This is a genomic window from Pedobacter sp., assembly GCF_031119335.1.
In the GTDB taxonomy this organism is placed as follows: Bacteria; Bacteroidota; Bacteroidia; order Sphingobacteriales; family Sphingobacteriaceae; genus Pedobacter.
In genome coordinates, this window is the sequence record NZ_JAVHXT010000012.1 from 77,551 (window position 1) to 94,056 (window position 16,506).

Consider the following 16,506-nt stretch of genomic DNA (forward strand, 5'->3'; position numbering starts at 1 on the left):
TTAAGGGGTTTTATTTTATCGGCCTATAATGAACAAAAAACCACTCCCTATTACAGAAGTGGCTCACACTAAACACATCTATATTTTAAACACACTATTCGCTGGTCCATTCGTCTTTCCAAGCATTTGTTCCGGCAGAAGGTACTTGAATTTTAGCCGTATTCTTACGACGTCCAACCGGGCCTTTCAATTTCTCAGACTTTTCTAAATCTTCCTGCCAACTACCGCCGTTTTTCTTTGCGGTCATACTTTTTAGATTCTCGAATGTGTTTGAAATCCACTCACCACAAGCTTTTCTAGCTTTTGGAATAGCACAAATGACAGCTACTCCTGCTAAAGCAGCAATTCCAGTCGCAATTGCAACTTTATTTGTATTTCTATTTGGCATTAAAAAATTCGTCATCATCATCTTGCTTTTTAATTTAACTTAATAACTTCAAATGCAATCTTATTGTTTTGCCATATCTCTTAAAGCTTTGATGGTATCGTGCGCCCTATTAATTGCAGTAGACTGCGTAGAAACAACTTGTAGCGCTTCCCCATCCAATCTACCTTGTTCTAACACACTGCTGTAAGCTTTTTTAATGGTATCCTCGCCACGTTCAGCTTCTGATAAGATACTAGCTCTATCAGAACCACCAAACAATGATTTCACATCAATCCAAGCACGGTGCAAACTTCCAGCAGCACTGTTTCCAGTTTCGGGTTCTCCAGCTCTTGCAGCTACCACTGCTGTTAACTCCTGACTAAATCTTCTGCTCTGCGTAGCAAATTCCTGAAACACCTCTTTCAAGTCAATGTTTTCATCGTCAATATCGGCAAGTACTTTTTCAAAACCTGCAATTCTATCATTATTAAGCTCTATTAACTCGTTCAATAAATTATTCGCTGTCATGTCGTTTTCGATTTATAAAGATGGGAGAAAAGCAAAACGTTCGGTTCCCATCTTCCTTGGCTTCGTCTTTCTCCCGTAACCACAACAACAAAGTGTTTAAGCTGTTTAGAACATTATCAAATCAGGTATTTTGCAGGAAAAATACTTATGAAAATATTTTTAATCGAGTAGAAAATTAAGCCAGTAAATTTTGTGATTCAGGTCACAGGTAGAACCTCTCATTGTTTCGGAATTTTGCATAAAGATTTTGACGACAACAATAATGAAAAAGATATTTGTAATTAACGGCGGACAACATTTTGCTCACTCGGGCGGAAAGTTCAATAAAACCATTAGCGCCTGGGACAAGGAGTTTTTTACTGCCGAGAACGGATTTGAATTAAAATACACAGACATTAATGAAGATTACGACTTGGCAGAAGAAGTAGAAAAATTTGTTTGGGCTGATGTAGTAGTTTATCACACGCCAGTTTGGTGGTTCGGCTTACCTTATAAATTTAAACAGTACTTAGATACCGTTTTCACCGCAGGTCACAGAAAAGGAATTTACTACAGCGATGGTCGTAAATTGGAAACCCCAGCAATTAATTATGGCACCGGTGGTTCTTTGCATGGTAGAGATTATATGCTTACCACCACTTGGAACGCTCCCGAAACTGCTTTCACTTTACCTGGTGAGTTTTTCAATGAAACTAGCGTAGATGATGGTGTAATGTTCGGTTTCCATAGAATGAATGCATTTACAGGAATGAAAAAACTAGATGGCTTCCACTTCCATGATTTAGAAAAGAATGCTACTCCAGAGCGTATAGAAAACTACGAAAAAGATTATAAAATACATTTAGAGCAAGTTTTTAATCACACATTAATCTCAACAGAATTATGAAAAGAACATTAAATATTGGTTTAACAATATTATTTGCAATTACAACATTTAGTGATGCTAAAGCACAAAAAACCAACAATATGAAAAAGAAAATATTATTTGTAGTCACCAGTCATGACACTAAAGGCAGCACTGGCGAAAAAACAGGTTATTATCTTGGCGAAGTTTCTCACCCTTGGGAAGTTTTGGTAGATGCTGGTTATGAAATCGACTTTGTAAGTCCAAAAGGTGGCAACCCGCCGGTAGATGGTTTTGATTTGACCGACCCAATTAACAAGAAATTTTGGGAAGACAAATACTACCATCAAAAGATAAGCAATAGCTTAAAACCTAACGAAGTTAAACCTGAAAACTACGTTGCAATTTTCTACGCTGGTGGCCACGGAGCCATGTGGGATTTACCAAACAACACAGCATTAGCCAATATCGCTACCAAAATTTACGAGCAAAATGGAATAGTGGCTGCAGTTTGCCACGGCCCAGCGGGTTTGCTTAATATAAAGTTAAGCAATGGCAAATATTTAATTGCAGGCAAGAAAGTGAACGGCTTTTCTAACGAAGAAGAAGAGTTAGTGAAATTAACTCAAATAGTGCCTTTCTTATTGGAAAATCAAATGAAAGACCGTGGTGGGATTTATGAAAAATCTGCGCCTTGGCAAAACCATGTTACCGTTGATGGCAAGTTAATTACTGGGCAAAATCCGCAATCGGCAAAAGCAGTTGGCGAAGCAATTAAGAAAGCTTTGGCGCAATAGCGTGTATTTTTACAGCTTTACAGTTGCCAGTAGAGCTAGTAATAACGAGAACAAGAAAGACCCGTAGTGCATTATCATAAAATGAAATCAACATCAAAATAACCACCCCGCCTTTTAGGCACCCCTCCAAAGGAGGGGAATTTCGTTCTCCATTCCCCTCTTTCAGAGGGGTGGTCGAAGACCGGGGTGTTCAATAAAAGTGGTTAAATTCTTTAAATACTTATAGGTAAGAATGTTATGTTTTTCAAATTAAAAAAGTATAATGCACTACAGGTACAAGAAAGATTAAAAAGCATATTTCATTTCGTACTTTTACCAAATGGAATATGCTTCTTTTTTACGCCAACATATTGAACAAATTGTTCCGCTTAGCGATGAGGAATTTGAAATGGTCATCAGCTATTTTAAACCAAAAGAAGTAGCAAAAAAAGAATACCTGATTAAAGCTGGTCAAAAAGTTACTGCCGAATTTCTAGTGGCAAACGGCTTGTTAAAAGCGTTCCTGTTTGACGAAAAAGCAAAAGAGCACATCCTTCAATTTGCCATGGAGAATTGGTGGATTTCCGATTATCCCGCCTATGCAAAGCAAAACACTGGAGAAATGTGCGTACAAGCTTTAGAAAACTGCTACGTTTTAGAGCTAAGTTTGGAAGGTAAAATTCAGCTTTGCGAAGCACTGCCCAAAATGTACCGTTTCTTTGGACAAAAAGCTTTTGGAGGTTACGTATCGTTACAAAAGCGAGTACTTTCTATGATGAAAAACTCTCCAAAAGAAAAATACGAACTACTTTTAGACCAATATCCGCAGCTCTTTCAACGAGTTTCTAAAACGATGATTGCTCATTTTCTAGGCGTTTCCAGAGAAACACTGAGCAGACTGCACAAAAAGTAATTATACCGAAGTGCGTTCCATATCTTTAAGTCCCCAAACGGCCATCGCATCAATTACCGGAAATAACTCCTTCCCTGCTTCGGTTAAACGATAAGAAACATAAGGCGGCACCACCGGCTTAGCTTCTCTAATCACCAAATTATCAGCTTCCAGTTGCTTCAAATGCTGAATAAGCATCTTTTCCGTAATAGCTGGTATTGCCCTTTTCAACTCGCTGTATCGCTGGTCGCCTTTATTTAAATGATATAAAATAATCGGTTTCCAATAACCACCAATTTTTCCCATCACGTAACTTACCGGACATTGCGACACCGCATAACGCTTATTTTCTTGTATGGTTGATGTTTCTTTAATGGCTGTCATTATACATACTTTAGGGTAAGTACTTGTAAAAAAGTAAGTACAAATATACCTTTGTTCACACAAATAAAAAAATAAATAATTCAAATGAAGTTGCCTTAATTTTAAAAGACAAGTTCATCAACCATTAAAACATAATCAGATGAAAATTATCATTTCAGGTTCCCTAGGAAATATTGGTCAGCACTTAACTACTTTGCTGGCAAAAGAAAACGAATTAGTTGTAATTAGCAGCAATGCTGATAGAAAAGCAGCTATTGAAGCTTTAGGTGCAACCGCGGCAATCGGTAGTATTAATGATGTAGATTTCCTATCGCAAACTTTTGCAGGTGCCGATGCTTTATTCGCAATGACACCTCCAAACATGGGCGGACAAAACATCATTGAAAATACAGTAAATGCTGGGAAGGTATTCGCAAAAGCCATCGAAAATGCAAATGTACCTCGTATAGTAATGCTAAGCAGCATTGGTGCAGATGTTGAAAAAGGCACTGGACCTATTGCCGGCTTACATCAAATCGAGAAAATTTACAACGAACTAAACGCTTCAGTTACCTTTTTAAGAGCTGGTTATTTTTACACCAACCATTATAACGATGTTCCGCTAATTAAAAATGCAGGAATTATTGGTGCTAATTTTCCAGCAGAAACTAAAATTCCTTATGTGCACCCACACGATATTGCAGTGGCAGCTGCCGAAGAATTGCAAAAACAAACTACAGGCAAAAACGTACGTTACATTGTAAGCGATTTCCGCAGCGCTGCTGATACGGCAAGCTTATTGGGCAGTGCAACTGGAAACCCAACATTGCCATGGGTAGAATTTACCGACGAGCAATCTTTACAAGGGATGATTGGCGCAGGTTTGCCAGAAGAAATGGCACATCTTTACACAGAAATGGGGCAAGGACTTAGAGAAGGAAAAATACAAACCGACTTCGTAAACAATAACCACCAAGCAGAAGGCATAACCAAACTAGAAGACTTCGCTCAGGAATTTAAATCGAAATTTTAATCATTTAAGAGGCCAGACATCACATCTGGCCTTTTTTTATTTATAAGCCACAACAAGAAATAAAATCAACTTCTTCACATAAATAGTTCTATCTTAGAATAACCATAAATCATCTCCAACCAAAAGAATTATTTCATGAAAAAGCTAATCGGTACACTCATCTGTTGTCTTATTGTATTAACTGGTTTCGCCCAGCACGAAAAAACTGAAACCGAAATTACAGAAATGATGAAAAGAATTGATGTTGCAGGGCTAGCAGTCGCCGTAGTTAAGGATAATCAAATCATTTATAACCATTCTTTTGGGAAGAAAAGCATAGAGAACAATACATCGTTAAGCAATACCGATATTTTTAGGATTGCCTCTATTTCAAAATCATTTGCTGCTACTTCTATTATGCAGTTGGCAGAAGCGAAAAAGCTCTCTTTAGATGATGATTTTGGCGATTTAGTAGGCTTTAAAATTAGAAATCCAAAATTTCCGGAAACGGTAATTACTTTGAGAATGGTACTCTCTCATACTTCTAGTATTAATGATAGCCAAGGATATTTTAACCTAGATGTAATCAACCCTACGAAAAACGAAAATTGGGCAAAATGCTATACTGACAAGCAACCAGGTACCAATTATTTATACTGTAACCTTAACTTTAACATGGTTGGCGCAGTGATCGAGCGTATTACTGGGCAACGTTTCGACAGCTACGTAAAACAGCACATTCTTTCGCCTTTAAATCTTTATGGTGGTTACTGCATCGACTCACTAGATAATCAACGCTTTGTGCCTTTGTACGAATACGAAAACAAAAGCTTTAAATTAGCTGCAGCGGCTTATGCTCCACGCAGAGAAGAACTGAGCAAATATCAATTAGGCTACAGCACGCCTATTTTGTCGCCAACTGGCGGAATGAAAATATCAGCCGCAGATTTAGCGAAGTATATGACCATGCACATGAACTATGGTAAAGTTGGAAAAGTAAAAATCATCTCCAAAAAAAGCTCAAAGCAAATGCAAACGCCGCTTAGCGATGAAGAAGGCTATGGTTTAGCATTGCGTGTTACAGAAAAACTGATTGACGGCAAAAAATTAACTGGGCATACTGGTTCTGCTTACGGTTTATATAGCGCTATGTTTTTCGACCCAAAAGAAAAATTTGGCATTGTGGTGATTACCAACGGTACCAATCCTAAAGGACAAGATGGCTACAGAGCTGTAATTAAAGAAAGTTTCAATATCCTGTACCAGAACCTAATTGCTAACTAAAGCAAGTTAAAGGCATGGGCAAATTTTACTGCATCGTAATTATTTTTAAGCGATAGTTTCTTGCGGATGTTTCTACGATGGGTTTCAACGGTTGCTAAAGCTATAAAAAGCTGCTCGGCAATTTCTGAAGAGCTTAAACCTAAGGCCATCAGCTTTAGCACTTCTACTTCTCTCACAGAAAGTTTTCCAAAAACCAGGGCATTGTTACGCAGAAACCTCACATCGTCCATTAACCTATTAATTTTTATGGTGATGTGGTGCTCTGGATCTAAAGGGCTTGCAGTAGTAACCAGATGGGTAACGTCGCCCCTTTCATTCTTCATGAAAACCTTGGTATTGCTGGCATAAAGCTCCCAAGTGCCATCCTTAGATTTTACTTGTTGAAAAAAAGATGTGGTATTTTCAGACATCTCTTGTAAACGTTTGTTGATTTTCTCGGCATAATCCTTATCGTCATCAATATTAAAATACCTCGTTACGTATTCTCTAGGATTGATAGCCTGCATTTCTTTTAAATCTACCCCTAGAATACCCAAACCAACCTTATTCATGTACACCACGCTATGATCTAGCACAGATTGTACAATTATGGGCACAGGCAAATCATCCGCAACAAGCTTCAAAGCTTCTAATTTCTCAGGTAGGTTCATATCAATAAGCGTCTTAATAATCTGCACTAAAATATAATAAAGGATATATTCCTACAAATTGTAGATTTTTTTTCCTAAAGTTAATTAAGCACCTTTGTCTAAAACTATCACACTTTATAGTTTTAGAGATTTAAAGAATACACAGGGCTGTTTTTATAAACTTAGCATTATACCTAACTATTGGTATGTTAATTGAATAAGCTTGATAAATAAAATAACACGGATGAAAAAAAAACTGATTAGATTTTTATCAATCACTTTTATACTACAACTTTTTGTTGTTAGCAATTTACTTGCCCAAGATACTACGAACCTTACATCCGATGAACTCTTTACACAGGCTAGAAATATCCCCAAAGAGAAAGCAAACTACCCCAAAATCATCAGCACCTTAAAATTGGCGCTAGAGAAAAGTCCAGATTACGCAGATATACGCTTATTTCTTGGAAGAGTTTACACTTGGAATGACAACTTAGATAGTGCCAGATACCAATTTAATCAGGTTTTATCTAAAGAACCTACAAATATTGAAGCCTACTCAGCAATATTTGATGTAGAATACTGGAACGAAAATTACCGACGAGCATTAGACCACGCCAACCAAGGTTTACTTTACGACCCCAACTCTTCAGAACTACTCATTAAGAAAGCAAAGGCACTTAATGCAATGAAAGATAGCAGACAGGCATTAGCGGTTTTGCGGAGTTACAATAAACAAAATCCTGGACAGGATACGGTAAAAAACTACTATCAAATGCTTAGGAACGAAAATGCTAAGAACTTAATAGACCTCAGTTACGAGTATGTTTATTTCGATAAACGTTTTGATGATCCTTGGCATTACACATCTTTAGATTATACCAGAAATACCAGCTTAGGTTCTATAACCGGACGTTTAATGTATAGCAACCGTTTTAGAGAAGATGGCTTGCAGGGCGAAATTGAAGCTTACCCATCAATTTCTAAAGGTATTTATGCTTACGTGGGTGCAGGTTATTCGCAGTCGGATATTTTTCCAAGATTTAGAGCTGGCGTATCTCTCTATTTTAGTTTACCTAAAAGTTTTGATGCCGAAACAGGTTTTAGGTACCTTGATTTTAACCCGAGTAAAACATACATCTATGTACTTGCCCTCGGTAAATACACTGGCAATTTTTACTTCAACTTAAAATCCTACCTATCGCCAGATGTAGATATTTTCTCACATTCTTATACTTTTAGTGCCAGATATTATTTTTCTGATAGATATAATTTCATTGGCGCTCAAATTGGGGCAGGTATTTCTCCAGATGATAGAGCGAGGAATATTATGGGTGAAGGTAATTTGAGTACCTATAAATTTGGACTAAACTATTCTAGAGATATTATTAAAAACTTTACCATTGCCGCTACAGGTTTATGGTTTTATGAAGAATACAGAACTGGTTTATGGGGCAACCAAATTGGTGTAGGCGTTTCTTTAATTAAAAGATTTTAAAGATGAAGCGAGGTCTCATTAGTACCATATTATTTTATTTGGTTATTGGGCTACCCCTTTGGATGTTTCTAGTCTGGTTTTTTTGGCCAAAAACGAAATTGGTGATTGCCATAGTTGATAAAACGGTGCTTTTTAAAACTGGTCAGGAGCATGCCTCGCTTACTTGGGTTTTGCGCAACAACAAATATTCCAAAACTTCTAAAGATCTATACAGGGTTGGCAGGGATTATTTCGGGTTTTTTCCCAATAAAAATAAAAAATACGATCTAAAAGGTTTAGAAAGAGCTTCTGATGAGGACTTAGAAAAGTTAAGCAGAAATGTAGATATGGCCTACATTACCGATACCTATGGCATTTATTCCAAAGAATGGTATTTGGCTAAAAACATTACCGAAAGGCAGCGTCTTTTGTACGGTGGCTTATCTCCACAAGACATGACCTTCCTTAAAAAGATGAAGCAAAAGAAAAAACTCATTATTACCGAGTTTAATACCTTTGCCACACCTACATCTGACGTAGTTGCAAGAGATTTTGAGCAAACCTTTAAAGTAAAATGGACCGGTTGGGTAGGTAAATACTTCGACTCCTTTGATACAGTTAGAAATAAAGAACTTCCACACTGGTTGGTAGAAAACTATAAAGCTCAAAACAACAACAAATGGCCATTTAAACGTGCCGGAATTGCGTTTGTAAACAAAAACGATAAAATTGTAGTGTTGGAATATGTAAATCACCTGAATGGTGAGGTGCCTTATATCCTCACCCGAAAAGAAGAAAGAGAAAGATACAATATACCGAAAAGCATTAAATATCCATTTTGGTTTGATATTTTGCAGACATCCAGATCTAACAAAATTATTTCGTTTTACGATTTAAAAGTGAATGATGCTGGTTCTAAAATATTAGCCGATAACGGGATACCAGCGCAATTCCCGGCAATTATAGAGCACTATAGAGACGATTACAAGTTCTATTATTTTTGCGGTGATTTTGCCGACAATCCTATCTCACAAGGTGGATCTTACTTTAAAGGGATCGGTCTGTTCAGGAGTCTTTTTTATAATGATGATATCGCTGCAGAACGTGTAAGTTTCTTTTGGGAATTCTACAGACCGATGATCAACAAAATCTTAGCTGATTACAACGACGAGCTAAAGGACTAATTAATAATTAACCACCAAGACACAAAGAACACGAAGTCTTTTCTTATACCTTCTTAATAAGAATAAATTTACGGCTTAAACTTTCTGTAAAGTGTATCTGGCAACAGTTTTAATGTCTGCGTAACTTGGCTGTTTTGCGATTTATATTGGTTAAACTCCCCTACCAACTGGCTTTGCTTGGCATCATCTTGTATAGCTTGCAACGTAAAGTTATCTCCCATACTGAAGAGCGTTTGCCCGTTTAAGAAGTATTCACCAGAAACAAAATCTGTTAAATCGCTTACTGTTTGCTTTAAAGGGTAACGATGAATGTTTCTGTATTGCCTAACGGTATCTAAACCTGTGCCTACCCAAGTAACCAATTGCGGGGTTTTAAGTTGATAGTTAGTTTGCAGAAATTTAACTATTGAAGGTGCAATATCTAAATGACTTGAAACCGAACGAATATTTGCACTGCGTTTCAACATTGGCGAGTAAATGATCAATGGTACATGGTATCGATCTATTTTGGTAGACATTGGAATTTCAGGTAATCTGTGATCTCCGGTGATAACAAAAATGGTATTGCGATAAGAAGGCAACTTGGCAAATTCCTGCAGAAGATATTTGATGGCCTCATCAGTGTATAAAATGGTAGCGTACTGGTCTTTATAATTTCTATGCTCTTCCTTTTGCTGGTTATCAAACCCAAGTTTGTTCATTTGGTTTTCCATCAAAGCATAGTATTTATCCATCTCTGGCACCTTATAAGGCGTATGCATAGAAATGGTTTGAATGTAGCTCACAAAAGGCTTACTGTTTGGCAGCTTCGAGTAAAAACCTACGGCCTTTCTCATCAAATCTAAATCGGGATAACCCCAATAAGAATTATGTGACGCTGGAAAGTCATTAAAATTAGCTTTTGATATCAGCTGATCTACATTTTGAGCTCTAATGAATAATCCTTCGTTATCAAAAGCTACATCTGTACTCATCAAAAAAGACGAATGATAACCGTTATGTTTTAACAAACTTAATGTGGTAAAAGCTGGGGGCATTTGCGAGCCAAGATCATTATAACCTTTTGCAAAAAATGGCAATGATCCTAAAATAGAAGGCAAAGAAGCGAAAGTTCTTCCTTGCGCAGCCAGAAAATTCTCAAAATATAAACTTCTAGTTCGCAGCTGATCTAAAAATGGGGTGAAACTCCCTAAATAAGAATTAGGCCCACTAAAAGCTCTGCCCAAACCTTCAACTTGTATAAAAACGATATTAGGTCTAGTTACACTGTCTATGTTGAAGAAATTACCCAGCACATCAACTGTGTTCTCTTCACGCAAAAACGGATAATTGGTATTTACATACTTCATTTGCGGACGAACAGCATTATCGCCATCCATACCGTCTTCAAAATAATTTGCAGCGTAAATGTCTACATCAGGCTCATTATCGAAAAAATAAGCATAGCTACTTTCAAAAAAGAACGCTTCCTTATTTACTGCTACATTATAATCATAATCTCTTTTAAAGCCCGATTGCGGTGGCAATGCAGACACATTAAAATATAGCAATGCCAACGAAACTACAAATATACCGACTGGTAATCTATAATCTATTGTCTTAATTCTTCCAGCTAATTTTAAAGCAATCCACAAAAAGGCAAAAGGAAGTATAAAAATAAGGATGGTAAAAACATCAATGCTTAAACCTGCAGAAACGGTCTGCTTAATATCTGCATACGAATAGCCGTAAAAATCGGAACCAAGCGGCACCAACGCCGTGAAAAAATATTTCAGCAACAACAAATAAATTAAGATATAGATGCTAAAAATAATACCAACTGCAACGTAAATATATTTTTTAACCTTAATGGAAAAGAAAAACAGCAAAAACGGAAGATAAAGTATGGGCAAAGATTTAAGTAAAAAAATGACATCGAAAATAAATGCTTTCAATACAAGAGAGAAAAATCCGCTAGGCATTTGGCCTTTAATAGCCATGTAACTGTACTCTAATATCTTGACAAAAAAAACTGTTGCAAACAACGCAACAGCATACTTCAAGAACAATATTGCACTGTTCTTAAACCGATCCATTACCGGATACTCTGGTGCCTCAAAAAAAGTATTTTCCATTCTATGTAATCGTTTGTTCAGTAGTTGCCGAAGCATTATTTCCTTTAAAGCCTTTTCGTGTCATTGCTCCCCAGTTATTTTTACCCGTAAACTTGTCTATATTACCTCTAATTGCCCAATAAACTGTTAGCGGATGGTAAAATAGTGGCTCTAAAAAAGCTGCCAGTAATAGTTTCACCAAATCTCCACCCTTTGTATATTGTTGGTAAGACATCTCCTCGAAAAGAACAGCGACAGTAGACAAGGCAATAGAAAAGAAATAGACCATTCCAATTAGGATAGCTGAAAACTCCCAATTGATATTGCCCATTAATGCCAGCATGATAAAAACACTTATACCCAAAAACTCTATAATTGGAGCCAACCATTCAAAAAAGAACCAATATGGATAGCTCAGCATTCCCAATACGCCGTAACGAGGATTAAAAAACAAATCTTTGTGCATCCACAATGTTTCTATAGTACCTCGTGTCCAACGGTTGCGCTGTCTTCCTAAAATTTGTAGATCGGTAGGTGCTTCTGTCCAGCATAAAGGGTCGGGAATGTAAACTACCTTAAACCTTCTATCTTGCTCATACATATATCTTCGCATACGTACCACTAATTCCATATCTTCTCCAACGGTAGTATGATCGTAGCCTCCTACTTTAATTACGGTATTTTTATCGAACAAGCCCATTGCCCCAGAAATAATTAACAAGCCATTTAGCCTACTCCAAGCCATACGCCCCATTAAAAATGCCCTGATGTATTCTAATACCTGAAAGCGTGGCCACAAATTCTTAGGCATATTCACCTCTACCAACTTCCCGTCTTCTACCACACAAGAGTTTGCAATACGCACCACGCCACCAGTTGCAATAACTTGATATTTTTCTTCCAGATAAGGTTTCGCCAATTTCAAAATAGCATCTTCCTGCACAATACAATCTACATCGATACATAAAATGAGATCTTTTGCCGATACGTTTATACCAGCATTTAATGCGTCTGATTTGCCACCATTTACTTTATCAACCACTGTTAATTTTGAAAACGATGGTAGTTTAGATTTGTAAACCCCACGTATTTCGTTGCACTTAATTTGATAATCTACGGCAAAATCAACTTTTTCCAGTTGGTAGTAATCAAACATTCGCTGAAAGGTATTATCCTTACTGCCATCGTTAATAATAATTACCTCGTAGTTACCATAATGCAACGAAAGTAGCGATCTGATGTTTTCAATGATAGTGGCCTCTTCGTTGTAAGCTGGTGCCAAAATAGAAACCGATGGAGCCAGTGGAGACACCAATATTTCCCGATAGTTCACATAACTATTTTTCTTCATGTAGCCATTCATTTCGATGGCAGAAAGTAAGGTAAGTATCACATAAGAGCCCATTACAAACAGTGCATAATAAAATATCGCATTGTTAAATAGGGTTTCAAATGTAGTTACAAACTCTCTCATTAAGATTTGATACGGTTATCGAGTACGTGATTAATTATTGCTTGGTTTTCTAAGGTAGTTTGCTTGTAAATTTCTCGCAGCTTGTCTTCGCCATTGTTCGGATCTCGCTTTATTGCATAAAAAGCCTCACGCTTGACTTTAATATCTGGAGAATAAATTCTTGAAGCCAAGAAATCGTTATAATTTCCCGATGATATTTTACCGATGGAATTTAATATCTCCAATTTAATATCTTCTGGTTGATCGAAATAAACTTCGAACATATTCTTTTCGGCATCAGACAGTTCTAATTTCCCGATTATTTCTACCGATTTTTTAACAATGCGTGGGTTGTGATGCTTTAACAATCGTTCAACTTCATCAGCCGCGTCAAACTGCATAAAATGATCTACTAATTTTAAGCAAAGCATTACTACGGTATCATTAGGCGACCTCAACCATTTTGAAAAAGGTGGAATGGTGAGTTGTTTGTTTTTGGTGATGATCTCGAACAATACTACCTGATGCCAATCTAAAATCCGTTCCTGCGCTCTATCTAAAAAGTGAAATGGGTCTTTTTCAGATAGTTTGATGTAAGCAGCCTGAGCTTCCATACGTAACAGCGCATTTTCATCATCAGTGTACTTGATAATTTCGTCGGCCATTTCCGTAATTCGCATTTCGTTGGCTTCCCTAATTCCCTCTATTTTAATCTCCCAATTTTTATTATTGATTTTTCTTTTCGACTTTTTATCCAAGCCCAATTTCCTATACAGTATAGATAGTACTTCTTGTATTTGACCAGTAAAGTTTCTATGATAAGTTAGCATTTCGCTAATAAGCACCTTATTTACTACCGAATTTCGGAGTGGTAACTTTTTCATCTTCGGGTAAAAATGAGCTACGATATCGTCCGTTTCTTCACTTTCGTCAAAAATAATAAGGTTGGCGAGCATATTATCAATATGTTCTTTCCAGTTTTTTAGCTCCCTGTTTTGGCTAGCTTGATGTAAGCGGCGAAACGCAATATAAATGTAAAGCTCTAATACTGCGATAGCACAAAACAAAATAATTAGTAACGAAACTCGTATGTTGGACGGAAAATACACCAAACGATCGGTGTAAGTTTCTTTGATATAGTTGATGATGGTTTCGAAAAAGTTCATTTGCCAGACAAGCGCTCACTAAAAAACGTTCTGTTTAATGTATCTTTTTATCCTTACAGATAGCTCGTTTAAATTAAAAGGCTTGTAAATGAAATCGTCGGCACCTAAATGAAAACCTTCTAACACTACATTTTCTAAACCAACTGCAGAGATTAAAAGTACTGGCGTACTCTTTTTAATTGGGTCATTTTTAATATAACTAAGTATTTCCATTCCGCCAACAAAGGGCATCATGATATCGGTAAGGATCAAATCGTAAGTGTTACTTTTTACCTTTTCCATGGCCTGTCTTCCATCAGATGCCACATCTACTTGATATCCATCTTTTTTGAGCTTAAACTCTAGGGCTTTAAGCATCAATACTTCATCTTCGGCTATTAGTATTTTCGACATTTTTCTCCTTCTTGAATGATATTCACCGCAATTTTCTTACCACTTACAAGAATACAACTAATTAGCGTTAATTAACATTAAAACAACATTGTATTCATACAAATATAATAGCATTCACTCCTATTCAGAGTATTTATTTCCCCACAGTGTAGAAATATTTTTCAAGGATTTAGTTTAAGCTGATAAACCTGACCTTTTCCTCCAACTAAGAATATTACCTTGTCTGCAGATTTAACCGCATTAAAACTTAAAGTGGATATATTTTGCCAAGTTCTGCCACCATCATTAGAGATATCAGTACCGGAAGTGCCAGTGGCCACACAAAAATCTTTAGTTACGTAAGTTACACCAGAACGATATCCCGATACGGGTTGTTTAGATTTTTTCCATGTTTTACCGCCGTTTTTGGTGTAAAGCACATTATTGCTGTTGTCTTTATCTTTTAAATAATTTCCGCCAACTACTATTCCATTTTTGGCATCGAAAAAATCTAAAGAGAAAACACCTGTACTACTTTCGCCTTGTAAAATGGGGCATTTGTAAACCTTCCAAGTATTGCCATAATTGGCAGAATAGTAGATGTTGGAAACTTTGCCACCCGTTGCTACCCAAACTTGTCCGTTACCAAATGTTTTTATAGTTGTACCACTAGCGGCAAAGCCAGCTTCGCCTACTTGCATTGGCTTGGTAAGCAAGTCGGAAATATTTTTCCAGGTTATACCACCGTCATTGGTGCGCAACAACTGCATTTTATGGCTTATTGGATCGCCGAAGATGATGCCATTTTGTGCATCCCAAAAATCCATACCGTCTAAGAAAATAGCAGTGTCGGTATTCTTGTAGTTTTCTCGCCAAGTTTTACCGCCATCTACCGTAGACAAAATATAAGCTGGAGAACCCGCATTTACAATAATGGCTTTCTTTTGGTCAAAGGCCTGGATATCCCTAAAATCGAGTGTTTCGTAACCTTTGGGTTGTGTCCATTGCCAAGTTTTACCGCCATCTACAGATTTGCCTACGTATCCTTTACTTCCGCTTACCCAAATCACATCTTTGTTTACCACAGAAAGCCCACGCATACTTGTTTTTGCATCGGTTACCAGCGGTACCAATTCGTATTTTTGCGCTAATGCATTTAAAGCCATAGCCAAAAAAAGAATTAAACAAAATGAGCGTTTTGGCATTGTTTGCAGTTATTTAACTCGTTTGAAAACTTCGGTTCTACCGATGAGTGAAACACCTATAAAACCACGTATACTCAGCTGATTGGCATCTTTTAAAGAAATTTTGCAGCTATAGGTTTTACCAGATTTTGGGTCGTAAATAGTACCATCAATCCATTTACCGTCATCGAATACAAAATTCTTTAAAATCTCTAAGCCCAAAAGAGGTTTGCTGCGCAAGCTTTCCGTTGGATTTTTCTCGTCGGTTTTGGGCTTACCTTTTTCATCATTAGGTTCTTTAATCCAAGCTAACTTGCCGAAAAACTTATCGCCACGTTTGTAAATTTCTATCTGGCCTTCGCCCGATGGGTTTAACCATTTACCTAAAATATCGTCTTTCTTTTGTGCGAATACTTGTACCGAAAGCACAAATAATACTATAAATAATGAAGCTTTCCTTAACATAACTGAGGTTTTAATCTTTATAAAGTTAAGGAAATTGAGAGAGAAAAGTTTTATGGAATTGAAAAATAAATGCTAAAAGAAGCTCAAAATCGAATTAATCGCTACTTTTTCTGATGAATTGGAATTTGTTGTGAATGGTTCGGATTGCATCGATTCATCTTCTAAAGGAATGGCAACCGAGCCTAACTCTTCAAAGATTTTATGAACGTTTTCTCTTATCCCAGAGATTGGAAGAGCTGTGCAAATTCTAAAAATCTTATCGCAGTCATCCAAATCAAAACTAGCATCTAGTTCTTTGTACTCAAATTCTATTTTATCGAGAACTTGTTGAGCTATCAAATGGTCGTTAACGTTGGTTTTAAATACCTCCACCATATTCAAAAAGTTATGCCGTAGCGTTTATTAAAAATGGTTGAA

General features: G+C 36.9%; 18 protein-coding genes. 7 read left to right on the top strand and 11 right to left on the bottom strand.

Annotation, left to right across the window (positions count from 1 at the left end; translation table 11 throughout):
• Positions 1 to 94: 94 nt before the first annotated feature.
• Together REI64_RS13410 and REI64_RS13415 are read right to left on the bottom strand one after the other, a co-directional pair.
• On the bottom strand, positions 95 to 406 hold the full coding sequence (locus REI64_RS13410) for a hypothetical protein (protein WP_308850644.1): 312 nt from the start codon (positions 404 to 406) through the stop codon (positions 95 to 97).
• 42 nt (positions 407 to 448) lie between these two features.
• Positions 449 to 895 carry a PA2169 family four-helix-bundle protein gene (locus tag REI64_RS13415; RefSeq protein WP_308850645.1) on the bottom strand — a complete coding sequence of 149 codons (447 nt, stop codon included), beginning with the start codon at positions 893 to 895 and terminating at the stop codon, positions 449 to 451.
• Positions 896 to 1,157: 262 nt separating this feature from the next.
• Here REI64_RS13415 and REI64_RS13420 point away from each other — a divergent pair, with 262 nt between their 5' ends.
• From REI64_RS13420 to REI64_RS13430, 3 genes are all read left to right on the top strand, one after another.
• A complete protein-coding gene (locus REI64_RS13420) occupies positions 1,158 to 1,781 on the top strand; it encodes an NAD(P)H-dependent oxidoreductase (protein ID WP_308850646.1) in 624 nt (207 codons plus the stop codon).
• Positions 1,778 to 2,536 (top strand): type 1 glutamine amidotransferase domain-containing protein, encoded by a 759-nt coding sequence (locus REI64_RS13425; protein WP_308850647.1) that lies wholly within the window; start codon positions 1,778 to 1,780, stop codon positions 2,534 to 2,536. Before REI64_RS13420 ends, REI64_RS13425 begins: the two co-directional genes overlap by 4 nt.
• Before the next feature lie 319 nt (positions 2,537 to 2,855).
• Positions 2,856 to 3,428: a Crp/Fnr family transcriptional regulator gene (locus REI64_RS13430; protein WP_308850648.1), complete on the top strand. Its 573-nt coding sequence runs from the start codon at positions 2,856 to 2,858 to the stop codon at positions 3,426 to 3,428.
• Here the strand turns inward: REI64_RS13430 and REI64_RS13435 are convergent, their stop codons facing one another.
• Positions 3,429 to 3,791 (bottom strand): helix-turn-helix domain-containing protein, encoded by a 363-nt coding sequence (locus REI64_RS13435; RefSeq protein WP_308850649.1) that lies wholly within the window; start codon positions 3,789 to 3,791, stop codon positions 3,429 to 3,431.
• A 139-nt stretch (positions 3,792 to 3,930) separates the two neighbouring features.
• On the opposite strand from REI64_RS13435, the gene REI64_RS13440 reads away from it, so the two are divergent.
• Both REI64_RS13440 and REI64_RS13445 read left to right on the top strand, forming a co-directional pair.
• Positions 3,931 to 4,803 (top strand): NAD(P)H-binding protein, encoded by an 873-nt coding sequence (locus REI64_RS13440; protein ID WP_308850650.1) that lies wholly within the window; start codon positions 3,931 to 3,933, stop codon positions 4,801 to 4,803.
• A gap of 135 nt (positions 4,804 to 4,938) precedes the next feature.
• Positions 4,939 to 6,066 carry a serine hydrolase domain-containing protein gene (locus tag REI64_RS13445; RefSeq protein WP_308850651.1) on the top strand — a complete coding sequence of 376 codons (1,128 nt, stop codon included), beginning with the start codon at positions 4,939 to 4,941 and terminating at the stop codon, positions 6,064 to 6,066.
• Here the strand turns inward: REI64_RS13445 and REI64_RS13450 are convergent.
• The gene (locus REI64_RS13450) at positions 6,063 to 6,743 is read right to left on the bottom strand and encodes a helix-turn-helix transcriptional regulator (protein WP_308850652.1); all 681 of its coding nucleotides are present in this window, start codon (positions 6,741 to 6,743) and stop codon (positions 6,063 to 6,065) included. The genes REI64_RS13445 and REI64_RS13450 overlap by 4 nt on opposite strands.
• A 196-nt stretch (positions 6,744 to 6,939) precedes the next feature.
• On the opposite strand from REI64_RS13450, the gene REI64_RS13455 reads away from it, so the two are divergent.
• Complete coding sequence (locus tag REI64_RS13455) at positions 6,940 to 8,193, top strand: YaiO family outer membrane beta-barrel protein (protein ID WP_308850653.1); 1,254 nt, start codon at positions 6,940 to 6,942, stop codon at positions 8,191 to 8,193.
• Between the two features lie 101 nt (positions 8,194 to 8,294).
• Positions 8,295 to 9,356: a hypothetical protein gene (locus REI64_RS13460; protein WP_308850654.1), complete on the top strand. Its 1,062-nt coding sequence runs from the start codon at positions 8,295 to 8,297 to the stop codon at positions 9,354 to 9,356.
• A 68-nt stretch (positions 9,357 to 9,424) separates the two neighbouring features.
• Here REI64_RS13460 and REI64_RS13465 read toward each other — a convergent pair whose 3' ends face one another.
• The 7 genes from REI64_RS13465 to REI64_RS13495 all read right to left on the bottom strand — a co-directional run bounded on the left by REI64_RS13465 (position 9,425) and on the right by REI64_RS13495 (position 16,464).
• The gene (locus REI64_RS13465; RefSeq protein WP_308850655.1) at positions 9,425 to 11,470 is read right to left on the bottom strand and encodes an LTA synthase family protein; all 2,046 of its coding nucleotides are present in this window, start codon (positions 11,468 to 11,470) and stop codon (positions 9,425 to 9,427) included.
• Between the two features lies 1 nt (position 11,471).
• Positions 11,472 to 12,923, bottom strand: a complete 1,452-nt coding sequence (locus REI64_RS13470) for a glycosyltransferase (RefSeq protein ID WP_308850656.1) — start codon at positions 12,921 to 12,923, stop codon at positions 11,472 to 11,474.
• Positions 12,923 to 14,068: a hypothetical protein gene (locus tag REI64_RS13475; RefSeq protein WP_308850657.1), complete on the bottom strand. Its 1,146-nt coding sequence runs from the start codon at positions 14,066 to 14,068 to the stop codon at positions 12,923 to 12,925. Before REI64_RS13475 ends, REI64_RS13470 begins: the two co-directional genes overlap by 1 nt.
• Positions 14,069 to 14,086: 18 nt before the next feature.
• A complete protein-coding gene (locus REI64_RS13480) occupies positions 14,087 to 14,461 on the bottom strand; it encodes a response regulator (RefSeq protein WP_308850658.1) in 375 nt (124 codons plus the stop codon).
• Between the two features lie 161 nt (positions 14,462 to 14,622).
• On the bottom strand, positions 14,623 to 15,606 hold the full coding sequence (locus REI64_RS13485) for a YCF48-related protein (RefSeq protein WP_308850659.1): 984 nt from the start codon (positions 15,604 to 15,606) through the stop codon (positions 14,623 to 14,625).
• Positions 15,607 to 15,654: 48 nt separating this feature from the next.
• Positions 15,655 to 16,089, bottom strand: a complete 435-nt coding sequence (locus REI64_RS13490) for a DUF2147 domain-containing protein (protein WP_308850660.1) — start codon at positions 16,087 to 16,089, stop codon at positions 15,655 to 15,657.
• Positions 16,090 to 16,161: 72 nt separating this feature from the next.
• Positions 16,162 to 16,464, bottom strand: a complete 303-nt coding sequence (locus REI64_RS13495) for a hypothetical protein (RefSeq protein ID WP_308850661.1) — start codon at positions 16,462 to 16,464, stop codon at positions 16,162 to 16,164.
• Positions 16,465 to 16,506: the final 42 nt, after the last annotated feature.